The following is a 14,015-nucleotide window of genomic DNA, read 5'->3' as shown; positions in this document are numbered from 1 at the left end:
CGGCCGGGACATTACCTAACCAAATATCAACCGGGCCTTTTAAACCCGCAAACTGTATACGCTATGTTAGTAGTTAAACGCGACGGCAGACACGAATCTGTCAAATTCGATAAAATTACGGCACGCATCGAGAAACTGTGCTATGGTTTGCACATGGATTATGTGTCTCCGATTGAGGTAGCTAAAAAGGTGATCGACGGTATTTACAATGGTGTAACAACTGTAGAACTCGACAACCTGGCTGCTGAAACTGCGGCTTCGCTTACCACCAAGCACCCGGATTATGCTACGCTGGCTGCCCGGATCGCTATTTCTAACCTGCACAAGGTTACCAGCAAATCGTTCTCCAACACCATGAAGCGTCTCTATACCTACACCGACCCTAAAACCGGTGAGAACGCTTCCCTTTTATCGAAAGATGTGTACGAGATCATCCGCAAGCACGCCGCACTTCTGGATTCTTCGATCATCTACGACCGCGATTACAACTACGATTACTTCGGTTACAAAACACTGGAGCGCTCGTACCTGCTGCGCCTGGATGGCCGCATTATAGAGCGCCCGCAACACATGCTGATGCGGGTGGCCGTTGGTATCCACAAAGAAGATATCGAGTCTGCGATCGAGACATACAACCTGATGTCGGAGAAGTGGTTTACACACGCTACGCCAACGTTATTTAACGCTGGTACGCCTAAGCCGCAATTATCTTCGTGCTTCCTGTTAACTATGCAGGACGATAGCATCTATGGCATTTACGATACCCTAAAGCAATGCGCCCAGATATCGCAGAGCGCCGGTGGTATTGGCCTGAGCATCCATAACGTGCGTGCAACAGGTTCTTATATCAAAGGCACAAACGGTACATCCAACGGTATCATACCAATGTTGAAGGTTTTTAACGATACGGCCCGTTACGTAGACCAGGGTGGTGGCAAGCGCAAAGGTGCTTTCGCTATTTACCTGGAGCCATGGCATGCAGATGTGTTTGAGTTCCTGGATCTGAAAAAGAACCACGGCAAAGAAGAAAACCGCGCCCGCGACCTGTTTTACGCCCTCTGGACGCCAGACTTGTTTATGAAGCGCGTAGAAGAGAACGGCGATTGGAGCCTGTTCTGCCCGAACGAAGCACCTGGCCTGGCTGATTGCTGGGGCAAAGACTTTGAACGCCTGTACGAAAAGTATGAGCGCGAAGGCAGAGCCCGTAAAACGGTAAAAGCACAGGAATTATGGTTCGCCGTACTTGAGTCTCAGATCGAAACCGGTACGCCGTACATGCTGTTTAAAGATGCGGCAAACCGCAAGAGCAACCAGCAGAACCTGGGCACCATTAAGAGCTCGAACCTGTGCACCGAAATTATGGAGTACACCAGCAAAGACGAGGTAGCGGTTTGTAACCTGGCTTCGCTTGCTTTGCCACGCTATATTAAAGAAGAGAACGGCAAAAAGACCTTCGACCATCAGAAGCTGTTTGATGTAACCTACCACGTTACCAAGAACCTGAACAAGGTAATCGATATCAATTATTACCCGATTGAAGAGGCACGTAACTCTAACCTGCGCCACCGCCCTATTGGCTTGGGTATACAAGGTTTGGCTGATACGTTTATTTTGCTACGTATGCCTTTCGAAAGCGACGAAGCACGCGGCCTGAACAAGGATATCTTCGAGACGATCTACTTTGCTGCCATGACGGCTTCCAAAGACCTCGCTAAGAAAGATGGCCCGTATCAGACGTTTAAAGGTTCGCCTTTATCGGAAGGTAAGTTCCAGTTCGATCTGTGGGATGTAACGCCAAGCAGCGGCCGCTGGGATTGGGATAGCCTGCGCCAGGAAGTAATGGAGCACGGTGTACGTAACTCGTTACTGGTAGCGCCTATGCCAACCGCATCTACAGCGCAGATATTGGGTAACAACGAATCGTTTGAGCCTTATACTTCTAACATTTACCTGCGCCGCGTACTTTCCGGTGAGTTTATGGTGGTGAACAAGCATTTGCTGAAAGACCTGATTGCGCTGGGCATCTGGAACGAGCAGATGAAACAGGAGATCATTGCTGCCAACGGATCGGTACAAGAGATCAAGAACATCCCGCAAAACATAAAAGACCTGTATAAAACGGTTTGGGAAATCAGCCAGCGTACGGTAATTGATATGAGTGCCGAGCGTGGTGCTTACATCTGCCAGAGCCAGTCGCTGAACCTGCACGTGCCAAACGTAAACTTCGGTAAACTGACGTCGATGCACTTCCATAGCTGGAAGAAAGGCCTGAAAACAGGTATGTATTACCTGCGTACCAAAGCAGCAGTTGATGCCATTAAGTTTACTGTAGATAAACAAGCCGCTGAAACCCTTTCGCCGGTGTACGTGGACCAGGACCAGAACCGCAGCGACATGGCCTGTAGCCTGGATAACCCCGACGCTTGCGAAGCTTGCGGATCGTAAATAACTAAAGAAGGAGGGCTAATTACCCTCCTTTTTATTTTCCTACCTAGTATGAATCTGATTCCCGTTACTGCTGACTCCCAATCAGCGGGTGGAATAGTATTGCTTATACTTTGATCAACTTAATTAAAATTCTTACTACAAAAGTCAGGAAATGCTTATGCAAAATGACCAATTTAATCAAGCGATGGAGTTGCGTATGATTTTAACTAGGATTGCAACTGGAGAAGATACTAAAGAGGATGGAGAAAAATATAAATTCCTTAGGGAAGTATTTGTAAGTAATACTTTCACTAAAGCTCTACTTCCGGATTTTGTAATTACTTGTAGATTACTAAATGATTTCTGGCCTTATATTAAAAGACGATTTAGCACTTATGCTGATAGAAGAGAATTTATCCGGGAAGAGTTTGAACCTATACTTGCATATCTAGAGGGGGATAAATTATTCATGCATGACAGTATTATAAGCGACTCAATTGGAAAGTTCGACTGTGATACGGTTATTTATATGTGGAATAAAGCCCTTGATAGAAGAGAGGCGGATCCAGATGGTGCAATAACTGCTGCAAGATCACTACTTGAGTCAGTTTGCAAGCAAATACTTGTTGAAAGAAATATTTCTTATGATGATAGTATTGATCTTCCAAAGCTTTTCAAAACTACTACACGTAGTCTCAATCTTGCGCCCGAACGTCATATTGAGAGTATTATAAAACAGATTCTTAGCGGTATTCAAAACACTATACACGGATTTGCATCATTACGGAATAAAATTAGTGACGCTCATGGTAAACCCAAAGGAGGATATAAAGTGAATAAAAGGCATGCAGAATTCGCAATTAACATAGCTGGTTCAACATCTTCCTTCCTTATCCAAACTCACCTAGAAGTACCCGCCGTTGTTGGTGTTTTCACCGACAACAAAGCCGTAGCTACGAAGCAGCGCACTTAACTCCCAACACGAGTTATACTAATCAGCATACTAACTAGAGTAATCGAAGGTCTAACGTGGTTGTTGGTGAAAACACCAACAACGGCAGAAACTATCGCGAGAGGCACAAAGTCAGCAAACAACGGTAGCAGCAATGGCAAACGAGTGGCAATACATCAGCGTAAAACGTCGGGAGTCATATGGCTGCGGAAAGTATACCTACGGCACAGCAACTAACAGCAGGACACCTAAGGTCAGCAAAGAGAACATTGACAACAGCAGGAAAAGCAGAAAGCGGCATCAGCAAATCAGGTAACGATAAACAGCGTAAAACAGTGAGATAGCGACTCCAGAACCTAAGCCTCAAAGTATAAGTACGCTACTGTATGGAGGAGCACCGGCACATGGCATTTTTTACAGCTACCATACTGGAATGGAAACACCTGCTGAAGCCAGACAAGTATAAACAGATTATCGTAGATAGCCTGACCTACCTGGTGGAGCAGAAGCGCGTAAAAGTATATGGCTTTGTGATTATGCCCAACCACCTGCACCTGCTCTGGAAAATGGAGGAGCCGCATATCAGGGCAAACGTGCAGCGCGATTTTCTGAAGTATACTTCCCAGCACATCAGGTATGATCTTGCGCAGAACCATCCGGCTGTGTTGAAAAAGTTCAGAGTAAATGCAAAAGACAGGCAGCACCAGCTTTGGGAACGAAACCCGCTTTCAGTGTACCTTTACTCCGTTGCTGTTACTGAGCAAAAGCTACAATACATCCACAACAATCCGTTGCAGGAAAAATGGAAGCTAACAGACCTTCCGGAAAACTATAGCTTTTCGTCGGCCAGCTTCTATCACCAAAACCAAGATACCTTTAGGTTCCTGACGCATTACCTGGATTAGACCCTGCCAAGTATAACTTCACTTGAAAGTATAAAAAAAAAGCCCAGACCGGTATCTGAGCTTGAAACTGTAAAGTATAAATCTGCTTCATCCTTAGTTCTTATAAAGCAACAGGTTCTTTCAGCCATTGCTACGCTGCTTCAGTTTATACTTTTTTAGCATCCGAGGCATAGCCGGGTAAAAGCGAAAGGCCACTGCAAATGCTGCAATGGCCTTTCTGCTTTATACTTTAGATAAGCTTATTCTTTAACTGATTTAGCAGCTACAATCTCTACACGGCGGTTTTGCTGGCGGCCGGAAGCTGTTTCGTTAGAAGCAACCGGGCGGGCTTCGCCAACGGCATGTACCGATATACGGTTATCGTCTATATTACCGTTTTTCTCCAACCAATCTTCTACTGCTTCAGCGCGGTCTTCGGCCAGTTCTTTATTATATGTTTTGCTGGCACGTGCATCGGTATAACCATAAACACGGATCTGGCTTTGCGGATCGTATTGCTTAATAGACTCGGCAATCTGCTTCAGCTTAGTATCTGCGCCTGCTCTTAGCGTAGCCTTATCTGTATCAAACAATAAGTTTTCGCCTAACGAATAAATAGTCGCGTTGTCGCCCCGGCGGGTTTCAATATCAGCATCGGTAATGCCGGCATCTTTTACAACAGGCATGTTAAAGTCTATATCATTCCAGAAGGCATCGCCCATCTCTTTTATTTCTACGTCTTCGGCATCTCTCATATTCCCGTCGTTGCCATACATTACGGCCGTATCAGCAGAGGCAATGGCATCTACTTCTTCTTTGGAATCCACATCTCTTTCTGCTGTTTGGTTACAGGCTGAAAAAGAGCCCAGTACAAGTAATATAGCTACGGTTGTTTTCATTTTTTTCATAGGTAGGAGTTTTTAGTTCTGCTATTATTACGGAAAGATTTTGCATCAGTTGTAAAACAAGGCGCCAGGCAAGCCTGTTACCATAGCTAGCCTATACTTCAACAAACAACTTTTTCTCTTTTTTTATACTTTAACTACCTGACAGCTTGGCTTTATTTGGAGGTGGTAAGTTGCCGTAACAAGTCATCTTGGCGCAGTAATACTGTAGGTACATGTAATGGCTACTTTGCAAACACTGGCACTTGCTTTGCATAGCATCCAGTATAAAACCAAAGGAAAAACAGATGAAACTGATAAAAGATAAAGAGCTGCTTCGCAATATCGCCCATCAGATCGACTTGTTAAATACAGTAGGTGGTGGGGTTAGCGAAACGCAGATTGACGTAACTAAATATAAAAAAGGAACAGTAGTGGAAGTACAGGCGGCAGGCGTATCTGCTGATGCTTTTAAAGTAGTTTTACATGAGAATAAACTGATTGTAAGCTCGCTTCTTTTTAGTGAGGAAAACGAAAATATGGCTGCTCCGCTGTTCAGCAAGGTATTTAGCTTACCGCCGCAAGTAGACAGAAACAGGATAGAAGCGATTTACTCGGAAAACAGGTTGCAGATAAAACTGCCGTACCAGGAAACAGACTCCGAATCCCGCGAAATTGAGATACAGAAACTCTAATAAAGAAGGCACTGCAGCAGCAGTGCCTTCTTTGTTTTAAGCAAATCTGGCTTTTATAATAGAGGTCAGGTAATCGTGTACCTCTACGGTTTCTTTATCAAACAGGAAGATATTAAACTCATCGGCTGTGGACTTCCGTACGCGGCAGCCATTCTCTACCATCATAAAGATCAGCTCGCGCAGGCGGTAAGGGTGGCCTGCAATATTCATAAGGCAGGTTACTTCACTATTCTCTACCCGCAGGAACATGTGCTGCACCTGGTTTACATCTGCCATTATGTTTTGCTCCGACATGGTATGCTTGTTTTATACGCTTAAAGACACAGCAAAACAACTACCACAAAAGTGCCATCACCAGAAAAAAAATTAACTGCCTGGTTTATACTTTGGTTTGCTGCTACCGGCAGCCCTGTTGTAGATTTTATACTTGCTATAAAACAAAAACACCCGGTGCTTTATCTCCGGGTGTTCATTAATCTGAATGCTTCTGCTCTTGATATCTTTTTCTCTATAATTAACGGGGGGTCGTCTTCTTTGGCAATAACCAGAATAAATTTATTTTTTTTATCGTGGTAGAAGATAAGAGTCGTCAGATCTTCGTAGCCAATACTAAAGATCTTTCGTTTATCCATTTTATTAAGTACGTTATAGTTCGTTAATTTTGTATTCTTTATTAATTTCATATCCCATCCTTCGTCTTCCTTTCACTTCTAACGGAGGTATGGCCCGGTATTGTTTCAAAATCTAAAATGTGTACAAGTAAGTTCTTCACATATTTATACCTTTAAGCCAGAATAATTTACAAACAGGCGTTTTGTTTAGAAATTGTACAGAAATTAGTGAACACACAAGTATAAACTGTAAACCAGATCAGGCGGCGGGCACGTTGTTTTAAGCGCTTCAAACCAGCTATCAGATTGGGATTGCTTACACTGAGCTACTAACTAAGCCCTGTACCCAAAAACCCTGCAGGTACAACCGCACCATCCACACATGACCACATCAGCCATAACGATACAAGAGATAACAGCGCTCCCGCAAATGCTGGCGCAGCACCACCTTATACAGCAACTTAACCCGGATATGACTTTTGCCCGCTACCAGGAGCTGCTCGAACAAATGCTGCCTCATAATTACCGGATGGTAGGTGCTTTTGCCGGCGAAACCTGTGTTGGCTTGTCGGGTTACTGGGTAAGCACGAAACTCTACAGCGGCAAGTACCTCGAAATCGATAATTTTGTAGTGGATGAAACCTACAGGGCCAAAGGCATTGGTAAAATTTTATCGGACTGGCTGCACCAGGAAGCAAAGCGCCACAACTGCCAGACGCTGATGCTGGATGCTTACGCCACCAACAGTGCCGCCCACCGTTTCTACTTCCGGGAAGGCTTCATTATAAAAGGCTACCACTTTTTAAAGAGCGTGTAAGCCATGGGCCAACCAAAGTACAACTGGCTGCTGGGCTTATTTTACTTCATTGTTTTTGAGGTAGTGATGTATACCGGCCTTAGCTACCTGTTGCAGGATATGGGCATCTCCAACCAGTTTCAGGCCGAAAATACCATTGTGCCCAACTGGGTTAAAGCCATTGTGTTCATTATCCTATACCTGATTTCGTTATTACTCGTTGTAATGCTGGTAAGCAGCCGCGTGCCCAGCAAATACCGTAGCCAGTTAATGCCCTGGGTTTATCTGGCGCTGGCTGGGATGGTGGTAATGTTGTTTTTCCTGTTTTAATGAAGAAGCCCTGTACGCTACTAAAACCTATACTTTCAAAGTTTATGAAAAAGACCCTGTATTTTATACTTTGCTGCCTGCTGCTAAGCTATACTTCCTTCGCCCAGAGCCAGCAAACCGGCAGGTACTATATCCAGTTGCACAACGGCCAGGTTATTTATGCGGATAAGCTGCAATACAAATCGCCGGTTTTCAGATCGAACCACTTTCTGCTAAACGATTCGCTGAAGTATAACCCCGGTGCCGTGGTTGCTTTCCAGGATGATGAAGGTTATTTTGCCCGCGTTGAAGCCGGCAACAGTTACGAATCCTTTGCCAAGCGCCTGCTGGATGGTCCCCGCATTGACCGGTTCTATACGTCCAGGGCTACCTATGATTATTCGGGGTATGGCTACGGGCCTTATGGGTATGGAGGGCCACGCACAAGCCGCCGTCGTATCTATTTCTTCTCGAAAGATGACGGCCCGCTTTATGTGCTCAATTACGAAAACCTGCAGGAAGCCCTTGCCGATAATGCCGCCAGCATGGACCTGCTGGGCAAGTATAGAAAAGACAAGTACATAAACACCGGCGTATCGATAGTAGGAGCAGGCTTGCTGGCTGCCGGCGCTATTACCTCGTTCAGCAGCCAGGGCAGTGGTACTAACATATCGCCGCTTATGTATGCCGGAGCCGGTATTCTGGGAGTTCAGATGGTCATCAACCTGTTTCAGAAAGACAAGCTGACGCAGGCCATGGAAGTATACAATTACCAGATCCAGCAGTAAGTATCAAAGCAATTTCAGTAACTTAAATCCAGATGCAACACCTTCTGCTGCTGCACGGTGCTTTAGGCGCAGCCCCTATGCTGGAGCCTCTAAAACAAGCATTGCAGGCCAATTACCAGGTACACACGCTTAACTTTTCAGGCCATGGCGGCCTGGAGTTATCGGCAAGCTTTACGATGGATGTGTTTGCAGCAGACATCAAGCGCCTGCTCGATGAAAAAAAGATAGACCAGGTTTCGATTTTCGGGTACAGCATGGGCGGATATGCTGCTTTATACTTTGCCCTGCAGCACCCGACTCGTGTAAAGCGCATATATACCTTAGCCACCAAATTTGCCTGGAGCCCGGCAACTGCCGAAAAAGAGACCAAACTCCTTAATCCGGAGAAAATAGAAGAGAAGGTACCAAAATTTGCTGCTACGCTTGCGCAACGCCACGCACCCCAAAACTGGAAAGACATTATGCACCGCACCGCCCGTATGATGATGCAGCTTGGCCAGCAACCACCATTAACCCCTGAAAACCTGGCTAGCATAACAATACCGGTGCAGGTTAGCGTAGGAGACCAGGATACGATGGTAAGCGTGGAAGAAACGAGGTGGGCCTTTACGCATTTACCACAGGCTAACCTGCAGGTTCTGCCAGCCACCAAACACCCCCTCGAAACTATCCCAAAGCAACGGCTGGCTTACGAAGTAACACAATTCCTCGGCCCCCAAACCGTTTAGCTAATTTTATACTTTTATCTTGCCTTCAGCTCTTTTTATGCGATTCCCCTCTTTACGCTTACCGCTTTTAAAACTACTCAGCTTTGTTTTTATACTTGTCAGTATGGTTTCATGTGCTTCCAGTTCGGCGGAGTTCGGGAAACGGGGCTATACCGAAGAGGGCAAAGCATCTTACTACAGTCGTAAATTGCAGGGCCGCAAAATGGCCAACGGAGACCTTTACCGACGCGGTAAACTGACAGCCGCGCATAAAAAACTACCTTTCGGGACCAGGATAAAAGTAACCAACTTACAAACTAACCGCTCTGTAAAAGTACTTGTAACAGACCGCGGCCCCTATACAAAAGGCCGGATCGTAGACTTATCGGAGGCTGCTGCCAGGCGCGTTGGTTCTATAGAGGAGGGGGTAGTTCCGGTTAAGATTAAGGTGCTGAAGCCGAGCCGAAAGAGATAACTTTATTCACAAAACTTATAACTTTAGTACGTTTACCTGCTATTCTCTTACCTACACTCAAGAACAAGTATAGTCTATAAAAGATATAAGAGCTTTCTTGCTTTATTCGGTATATTACAATATTTTTGGGTGTGAAAAATCTGTTGCTACCGGTTCGCTATCTACTTATGTTGGTAACTGTAATGCTTTTAGGCATTGTAGCTCCTTCTATGGCCTTTGCCGACCCGAATAATAATCATAATAACAGCAACACCACCGTAGCACCGGCCGCTCCGACTAATGCCCCGGAAGGCGCTGCTACTGTAGATCAGCAACAGCAACCAACACAACAGACCAAGGCGAAACCAAAAACGGTTACCAAGCCCCGCGAGAAATCCATGCTAGATTCTCAGTCTGATAACAGCCCCATCAATTACTTAAGAAAAGCTTTTTCTTCTGATGATGACAGTACTTCCGGCTTACCTTCCGGAACAAGCGGAACGGTTACACAAGCCGTTAAACTACTGGTGGCAGCTGCCCTCTCTACTATTATGTAAGTAACCCTTCTTTTCTGAAGGCCCTCTCTTTTCCCTGAAATTTATACTTTTACAGCTATACTGCCTCTCCTTGCTATGTATTTTCAGGAGCAATCGCCCGTGGATCAGGTAGAATTGCCGGAGGGAACACCAGCCATGTCGGGCTTGATATTATACTCCTACATCTCAACAGCATCTTTAGCCTGATTACAAAGTGCGCATTCGTACCAAAGATGCTATCGAAGTATACTTCAAAGTATAGATAAAGCCGTTTGCTGCAGCTAAAGTTTACACTTCTGAGAGTATGGTATACTTAATGCGCGATGTTGCTCATAAGCGCAAGGCCCAGGCCCAATAGGGTGGCTACGAGTTTGTTGCGGTTAAAATGGTGGTCGGGGCTGGTCTCGAAAAGGATAGTAGTGGATATATGCAGGAAGTTACCGGCAACCAGACCCGTAAGCGCCGTGTAAAGCGCTCCGTTTGGTGCTTCTGCCAGCATATAATTGCTTACTATAATCCCCAGTGGTGCGCCTACAGCAAAGATTAACAGCCACAGAAACGCTTTCCTGAAATCACCGATACGCGACAGCAACACCGACATTAACGCAAAAGCAGCCGGCACATGGTGAAGTGCTACGCCAAGTAATACCGTATAAAAATTATTATCGCCATCGTCGTGGTGGCCATGTGCGGTGCCGTGGTCTACTAATATACTTCCCTCCAGAAAAGAGTGTACAAACAAGGAGCCCAGCAATAAGAAAGGAACCGTATTATCGTTTTCGTGCTGGTGCGTATGGATGTGCCCGTGTTCTACGCCATGCGAAAACAACTCCAGCACCAACTGTAGAAAAAAGCCGGCCAGTACCCAATAACCTACCGCGTGCGGGTCGCTGTTGCTGAGCAGCACATCCGGCAGCAAATGTATAATGGTTATCGTGAACAGGTATGCGCCACTAAACGCCAGTGCCAGTTTCAGCCATTTGCTGTTGGCAGGCGGAAAAACCTTTACCAGAAACCCGGAAAGAACAACTGTCAGAAAGAGAACGACTATAGCAAAGAGCATCTGGAACTGTTATTTTTTTAACACAAATATCATGCGTTCGCTGGTCTCGCTTTGATATGGGTTCAGGTTATAATCTCCGAATATTTCGACCAACCGTAGCTGGGACATGGCAAAATATTCTAAAAAGTCTTCTTTGCGCAACGCCCGCACGCGTTCCTGGTAGCAATGGTCTTCGCCTTTGTCTGTAAACCGGATTGTTTTAACAATAAAGCCGTTCTCTACGCCGCGGTGTATTTTAAAGTGGATACCGCCCAGCGTTTTCTCTTCGTTTGCTACCAGCCGCTCAATGGTCAGGTCGGTGTTCATAAAATCGATCACCAGTTTGCCTCCGTGTTTCAGCGATTTAGCCGTGGCAACCAGGGCTACTACATTCTCGGTTTCGTTATCGAAATAGCCAAAGCTGGTAAACAGGTTCAGGATAAAGTCAAAAGTTTCGGGTTGGTATACTTCCCGCATGTCGTGCCGCTCGAAATGGAGGCGGTCGTTTTCGAATTGCCTGGCGTGCGTTATACTTTGCTGCGAAAGATCAATACCGGTTACATCATACCCCTGCTGATTTATGTAAACAGCATGGCGACCTTTACCGCAAGCCAGATCCAGTATTTTATGCGTTGTTTTGGGATGAAGGTAGGTAAGCAAGTTGCTCATAAAAAGCTGCGCTTCCTGCTCATCACGATTTTGATAGAGGATGTGGTAGTATGGCGAATCGAACCAGGAACTAAACCACTCTGCCTGTTGGGCCATATCGGGAGGTTAATAGCAAATAAGTTGCAAATATAGCGTAATTCGGTAAACCCTCCGTATACGGCGCCGGATTACGGAAGTACGGCTCTTTTGCTGAAAGTAATAAAAAAACTGCCGCCGGATATAGCGTTACATCCGGCGGCAGTTTATATGTGTTTATAGCTTAGCGGTTATCTACACCTTCGGCAGCGTTTGCTTTTGCTGCTTCCGGAATGCTGTCGCCTTTCTGTATGGTGTTAGCGCCCGGGTCGTGGTTCAGCATAGCACCATCTTCTTTGTGCTCTGAGTGGCTGTCTGTACCTGCTGCTTCGCCTTTGTTATCGCCGGCATCACTTACGTTGTAGGTCGAGCGTGTGCCCGGCTCTACAAAATCCACAGATACTTTCTCTTCTGGTCTCAGGTCTTTTGGTATATCGCAGGAAACCAAACTTAACGCGCATGTAGCGGCGGCTAAAACTGATAATACGTTCTTATTCATGTTATACTTAATTTATACTTTAGCGAGTTGCTGTATTTTACGGTATTAAAGTACAGCTATACTTTAAAAATGTATTTTCGTTTGATTTAACTAAGGGCTTAAGCTAACAGGCTTTTGCGGCGCAGCAGGCTTTCCATCAGTTTAATATCGTTCGGGCTGTTAAAAATGCGCATTGGCAACAGCAAAAATACCGGTACTGTAAACGTACGGGCTATCCAGCCTTTCCAGCCGGTTGGCATTTCGGTGCCGGCAGCAGGCTTCAGCCACAGCATAAAGCCATCATTGTCTTTACGCGAGCGCTCGATCATATCCCAGGTCAGGGCCATGCCTTCGCGTTCGTTGCGTTTCATCAGTATCTGGCGCTGGTCAATTTCATACATCAGTTTCTCGAACAAAGGGTTGCCCTGCTCTACCTGCGTAACGCCCATCACCTGTGCCGAGCGCAACAGTACAAACAGAATGGTAAAGATAACGGCAAATGCTACCCACCACCACGAAAAACTGAAGATGGCCGGTATCAGAAATAAAGCAAGCGGAATAACAGCATGCCACCAGTCTTTTTTCCAAACTTGGGTAAGGGCCATGCTGCTGTATACTTTCTTATCGAGCTGGTACTTTTTTGTACGGATAGCAAGCGGGTTAGCGCCCTGGGGCATCCGCTGGCCCCGTTGGTGTGGTTGATGCATAATCTAAAAACTATCGATAATCTTTTACGCTTTTAATGCTCTCCTGTCCCTTCTGCCGGTTAATAAGCTGCAAACCTTCGGAGATACTGCAAATGTACTCTAAATTAAAATGCTTTCAGGCTCAGGTCTATACTTTTGATGGAATGTGTAAGTGCACCAACCGATATATAATCCACGCCACACTCGGCTACGGCACGTATAGTCGTTTCCGTGATGCCGCCTGATGCTTCGGTTTCATACTTGCCACCGATGATAGCAACGGCTTCGCGCATCATGTCGGGGCTCATGTTATCGAGCATAATGCGGTGGATACCGCCTGTTTCTACGGCCTGGCGCACTTCATCCAAAGTACGGGTTTCCACTTCTATCTTCAGGTCTTTGCCTTTTTCTTTCAGGTAGTTTTGCGTTGCCTCAATTGCCTGACGGATGCCACCTGCATAATCTACGTGGTTATCTTTCAGGATGATCATGTCGAACAGGCCATACCGGTGGTTTACGCCGCCGCCAATCAACACGGCCCATTTCTCCATTATCCTGAAGTTAGGCGTTGTTTTGCGGGTGTCCAGTAGTTTCGCACCGGTTCCTTCGATCAGGCTGCTGAGGTAATGCGTATAAGTTGCAATACCGCTCATGCGCTGCATGCAGTTCAGCACCAGTCGCTCGGCTGTAAGTATGGATTGCGCTTTGCCTTTTACGGTAAGTGCTACATCCCCATACTTTACAGGTGTGCCATCCGTTAGCAAAACTTCTACTTTCAGCTCCGGATCTACGGCATTAAAAATATAACCGGCCATTTCGATGCCAGCCAGTATGCCGTCGCCTTTTACCAGCAACCTGGCCTGGTTCTGTGCATCAGCCGGAATCGAGGCCAGCGAAGAATGGTCACCATCGCCGATATCCTCTGCGAGTGCCTGTGCTATAAAATCACTTATAGCTTGTTGGGTAAGGTAAGTCGGTTTCACGTTACAAAAATAAAAAAAGCCCGGTATAAATACCGGGCC

General features: G+C 46.0%; 18 protein-coding genes. 10 read left to right on the top strand and 8 right to left on the bottom strand.

What is annotated here, in order from left to right:
- The first annotated feature begins 63 nt into the window (after window positions 1-63).
- The 3 genes from DP923_RS04620 (at window position 64) to DP923_RS04610 (ending at window position 4,284) form a co-directional block, all read left to right on the top strand.
- On the top strand, window positions 64-2,445 hold the full coding sequence (locus tag DP923_RS04620) for a ribonucleoside-diphosphate reductase subunit alpha (protein WP_112304607.1): 2,382 nt from the start codon (window positions 64-66) through the stop codon (window positions 2,443-2,445).
- 160 nt (window positions 2,446-2,605) lie between these two features.
- Window positions 2,606-3,400 carry an abortive infection family protein gene (locus DP923_RS04615; protein WP_165838144.1) on the top strand — a complete coding sequence of 265 codons (795 nt, stop codon included), beginning with the start codon at window positions 2,606-2,608 and terminating at the stop codon, window positions 3,398-3,400.
- 365 nt (window positions 3,401-3,765) lie between these two features.
- Window positions 3,766-4,284, top strand: coding sequence for a transposase (locus tag DP923_RS04610; RefSeq protein ID WP_112304605.1), 519 nt, complete (start codon window positions 3,766-3,768; stop codon window positions 4,282-4,284).
- Between the two features lie 239 nt (window positions 4,285-4,523).
- Here DP923_RS04610 and DP923_RS04605 read toward each other — a convergent pair whose 3' ends face one another.
- Window positions 4,524-5,171, bottom strand: a complete 648-nt coding sequence (locus tag DP923_RS04605) for an OmpA family protein (protein WP_239020935.1) — start codon at window positions 5,169-5,171, stop codon at window positions 4,524-4,526.
- A 284-nt stretch (window positions 5,172-5,455) separates the two neighbouring features.
- Between DP923_RS04605 and DP923_RS04600 the strand changes: the two genes are divergently transcribed.
- A complete protein-coding gene (locus DP923_RS04600) occupies window positions 5,456-5,842 on the top strand; it encodes an Hsp20/alpha crystallin family protein (protein ID WP_112304604.1) in 387 nt (128 codons plus the stop codon).
- A gap of 36 nt (window positions 5,843-5,878) precedes the next feature.
- On the opposite strand, the gene DP923_RS04595 is transcribed toward DP923_RS04600, so the two are convergent.
- Together DP923_RS04595 and DP923_RS04590 are read right to left on the bottom strand one after the other, a co-directional pair.
- On the bottom strand, window positions 5,879-6,136 hold the full coding sequence (locus DP923_RS04595) for a hypothetical protein (RefSeq protein WP_112304603.1): 258 nt from the start codon (window positions 6,134-6,136) through the stop codon (window positions 5,879-5,881).
- 161 nt (window positions 6,137-6,297) lie between these two features.
- A complete protein-coding gene (locus tag DP923_RS04590) occupies window positions 6,298-6,474 on the bottom strand; it encodes a hypothetical protein (protein ID WP_239020934.1) in 177 nt (58 codons plus the stop codon).
- A gap of 361 nt (window positions 6,475-6,835) precedes the next feature.
- Here DP923_RS04590 and DP923_RS04585 point away from each other — a divergent pair, with 361 nt between their 5' ends.
- From DP923_RS04585 to DP923_RS04560, 6 genes are all read left to right on the top strand, one after another.
- Window positions 6,836-7,270 (top strand): GNAT family N-acetyltransferase, encoded by a 435-nt coding sequence (locus tag DP923_RS04585; protein WP_112304601.1) that lies wholly within the window; start codon window positions 6,836-6,838, stop codon window positions 7,268-7,270.
- A 3-nt stretch (window positions 7,271-7,273) separates the two neighbouring features.
- Complete coding sequence (locus tag DP923_RS04580; RefSeq protein WP_112304600.1) at window positions 7,274-7,579, top strand: hypothetical protein; 306 nt, start codon at window positions 7,274-7,276, stop codon at window positions 7,577-7,579.
- Between the two features lie 44 nt (window positions 7,580-7,623).
- Window positions 7,624-8,346 carry a hypothetical protein gene (locus DP923_RS04575; RefSeq protein WP_112304599.1) on the top strand — a complete coding sequence of 241 codons (723 nt, stop codon included), beginning with the start codon at window positions 7,624-7,626 and terminating at the stop codon, window positions 8,344-8,346.
- Window positions 8,347-8,378: 32 nt separating this feature from the next.
- A complete protein-coding gene (locus DP923_RS04570) occupies window positions 8,379-9,074 on the top strand; it encodes an alpha/beta fold hydrolase (protein WP_112304598.1) in 696 nt (231 codons plus the stop codon).
- A gap of 37 nt (window positions 9,075-9,111) precedes the next feature.
- Window positions 9,112-9,528 carry a septal ring lytic transglycosylase RlpA family protein gene (locus DP923_RS04565; protein ID WP_112304597.1) on the top strand — a complete coding sequence of 139 codons (417 nt, stop codon included), beginning with the start codon at window positions 9,112-9,114 and terminating at the stop codon, window positions 9,526-9,528.
- Between the two features lie 167 nt (window positions 9,529-9,695).
- On the top strand, window positions 9,696-10,064 hold the full coding sequence (locus tag DP923_RS04560; RefSeq protein ID WP_112304596.1) for a hypothetical protein: 369 nt from the start codon (window positions 9,696-9,698) through the stop codon (window positions 10,062-10,064).
- A gap of 292 nt (window positions 10,065-10,356) precedes the next feature.
- On the opposite strand, the gene DP923_RS04555 is transcribed toward DP923_RS04560, so the two are convergent.
- From DP923_RS04555 to nadC, 5 genes are all read right to left on the bottom strand, one after another.
- Window positions 10,357-11,106: a ZIP family metal transporter gene (locus tag DP923_RS04555; protein WP_112304595.1), complete on the bottom strand. Its 750-nt coding sequence runs from the start codon at window positions 11,104-11,106 to the stop codon at window positions 10,357-10,359.
- A gap of 9 nt (window positions 11,107-11,115) precedes the next feature.
- Complete coding sequence (locus DP923_RS04550) at window positions 11,116-11,850, bottom strand: SAM-dependent methyltransferase (RefSeq protein WP_112304594.1); 735 nt, start codon at window positions 11,848-11,850, stop codon at window positions 11,116-11,118.
- Between the two features lie 163 nt (window positions 11,851-12,013).
- Window positions 12,014-12,328, bottom strand: a complete 315-nt coding sequence (locus DP923_RS04545) for a hypothetical protein (RefSeq protein WP_112304593.1) — start codon at window positions 12,326-12,328, stop codon at window positions 12,014-12,016.
- Window positions 12,329-12,426: 98 nt separating this feature from the next.
- Complete coding sequence (locus tag DP923_RS04540) at window positions 12,427-13,014, bottom strand: hypothetical protein (protein ID WP_239020933.1); 588 nt, start codon at window positions 13,012-13,014, stop codon at window positions 12,427-12,429.
- A 104-nt stretch (window positions 13,015-13,118) separates the two neighbouring features.
- Window positions 13,119-13,976 carry a carboxylating nicotinate-nucleotide diphosphorylase gene (gene nadC / locus DP923_RS04535; protein ID WP_112304591.1) on the bottom strand — a complete coding sequence of 286 codons (858 nt, stop codon included), beginning with the start codon at window positions 13,974-13,976 and terminating at the stop codon, window positions 13,119-13,121.
- Window positions 13,977-14,015 lie beyond the last annotated feature (39 nt).

It is taken from the genome of Pontibacter arcticus, assembly GCF_003284895.1.
GTDB classification, from domain to species: domain Bacteria; phylum Bacteroidota; class Bacteroidia; order Cytophagales; family Hymenobacteraceae; genus Pontibacter; species Pontibacter arcticus.
Note: the sequence above shows the minus strand (reverse complement) of the source record. Positions and strands in the feature narration are given on the sequence as shown.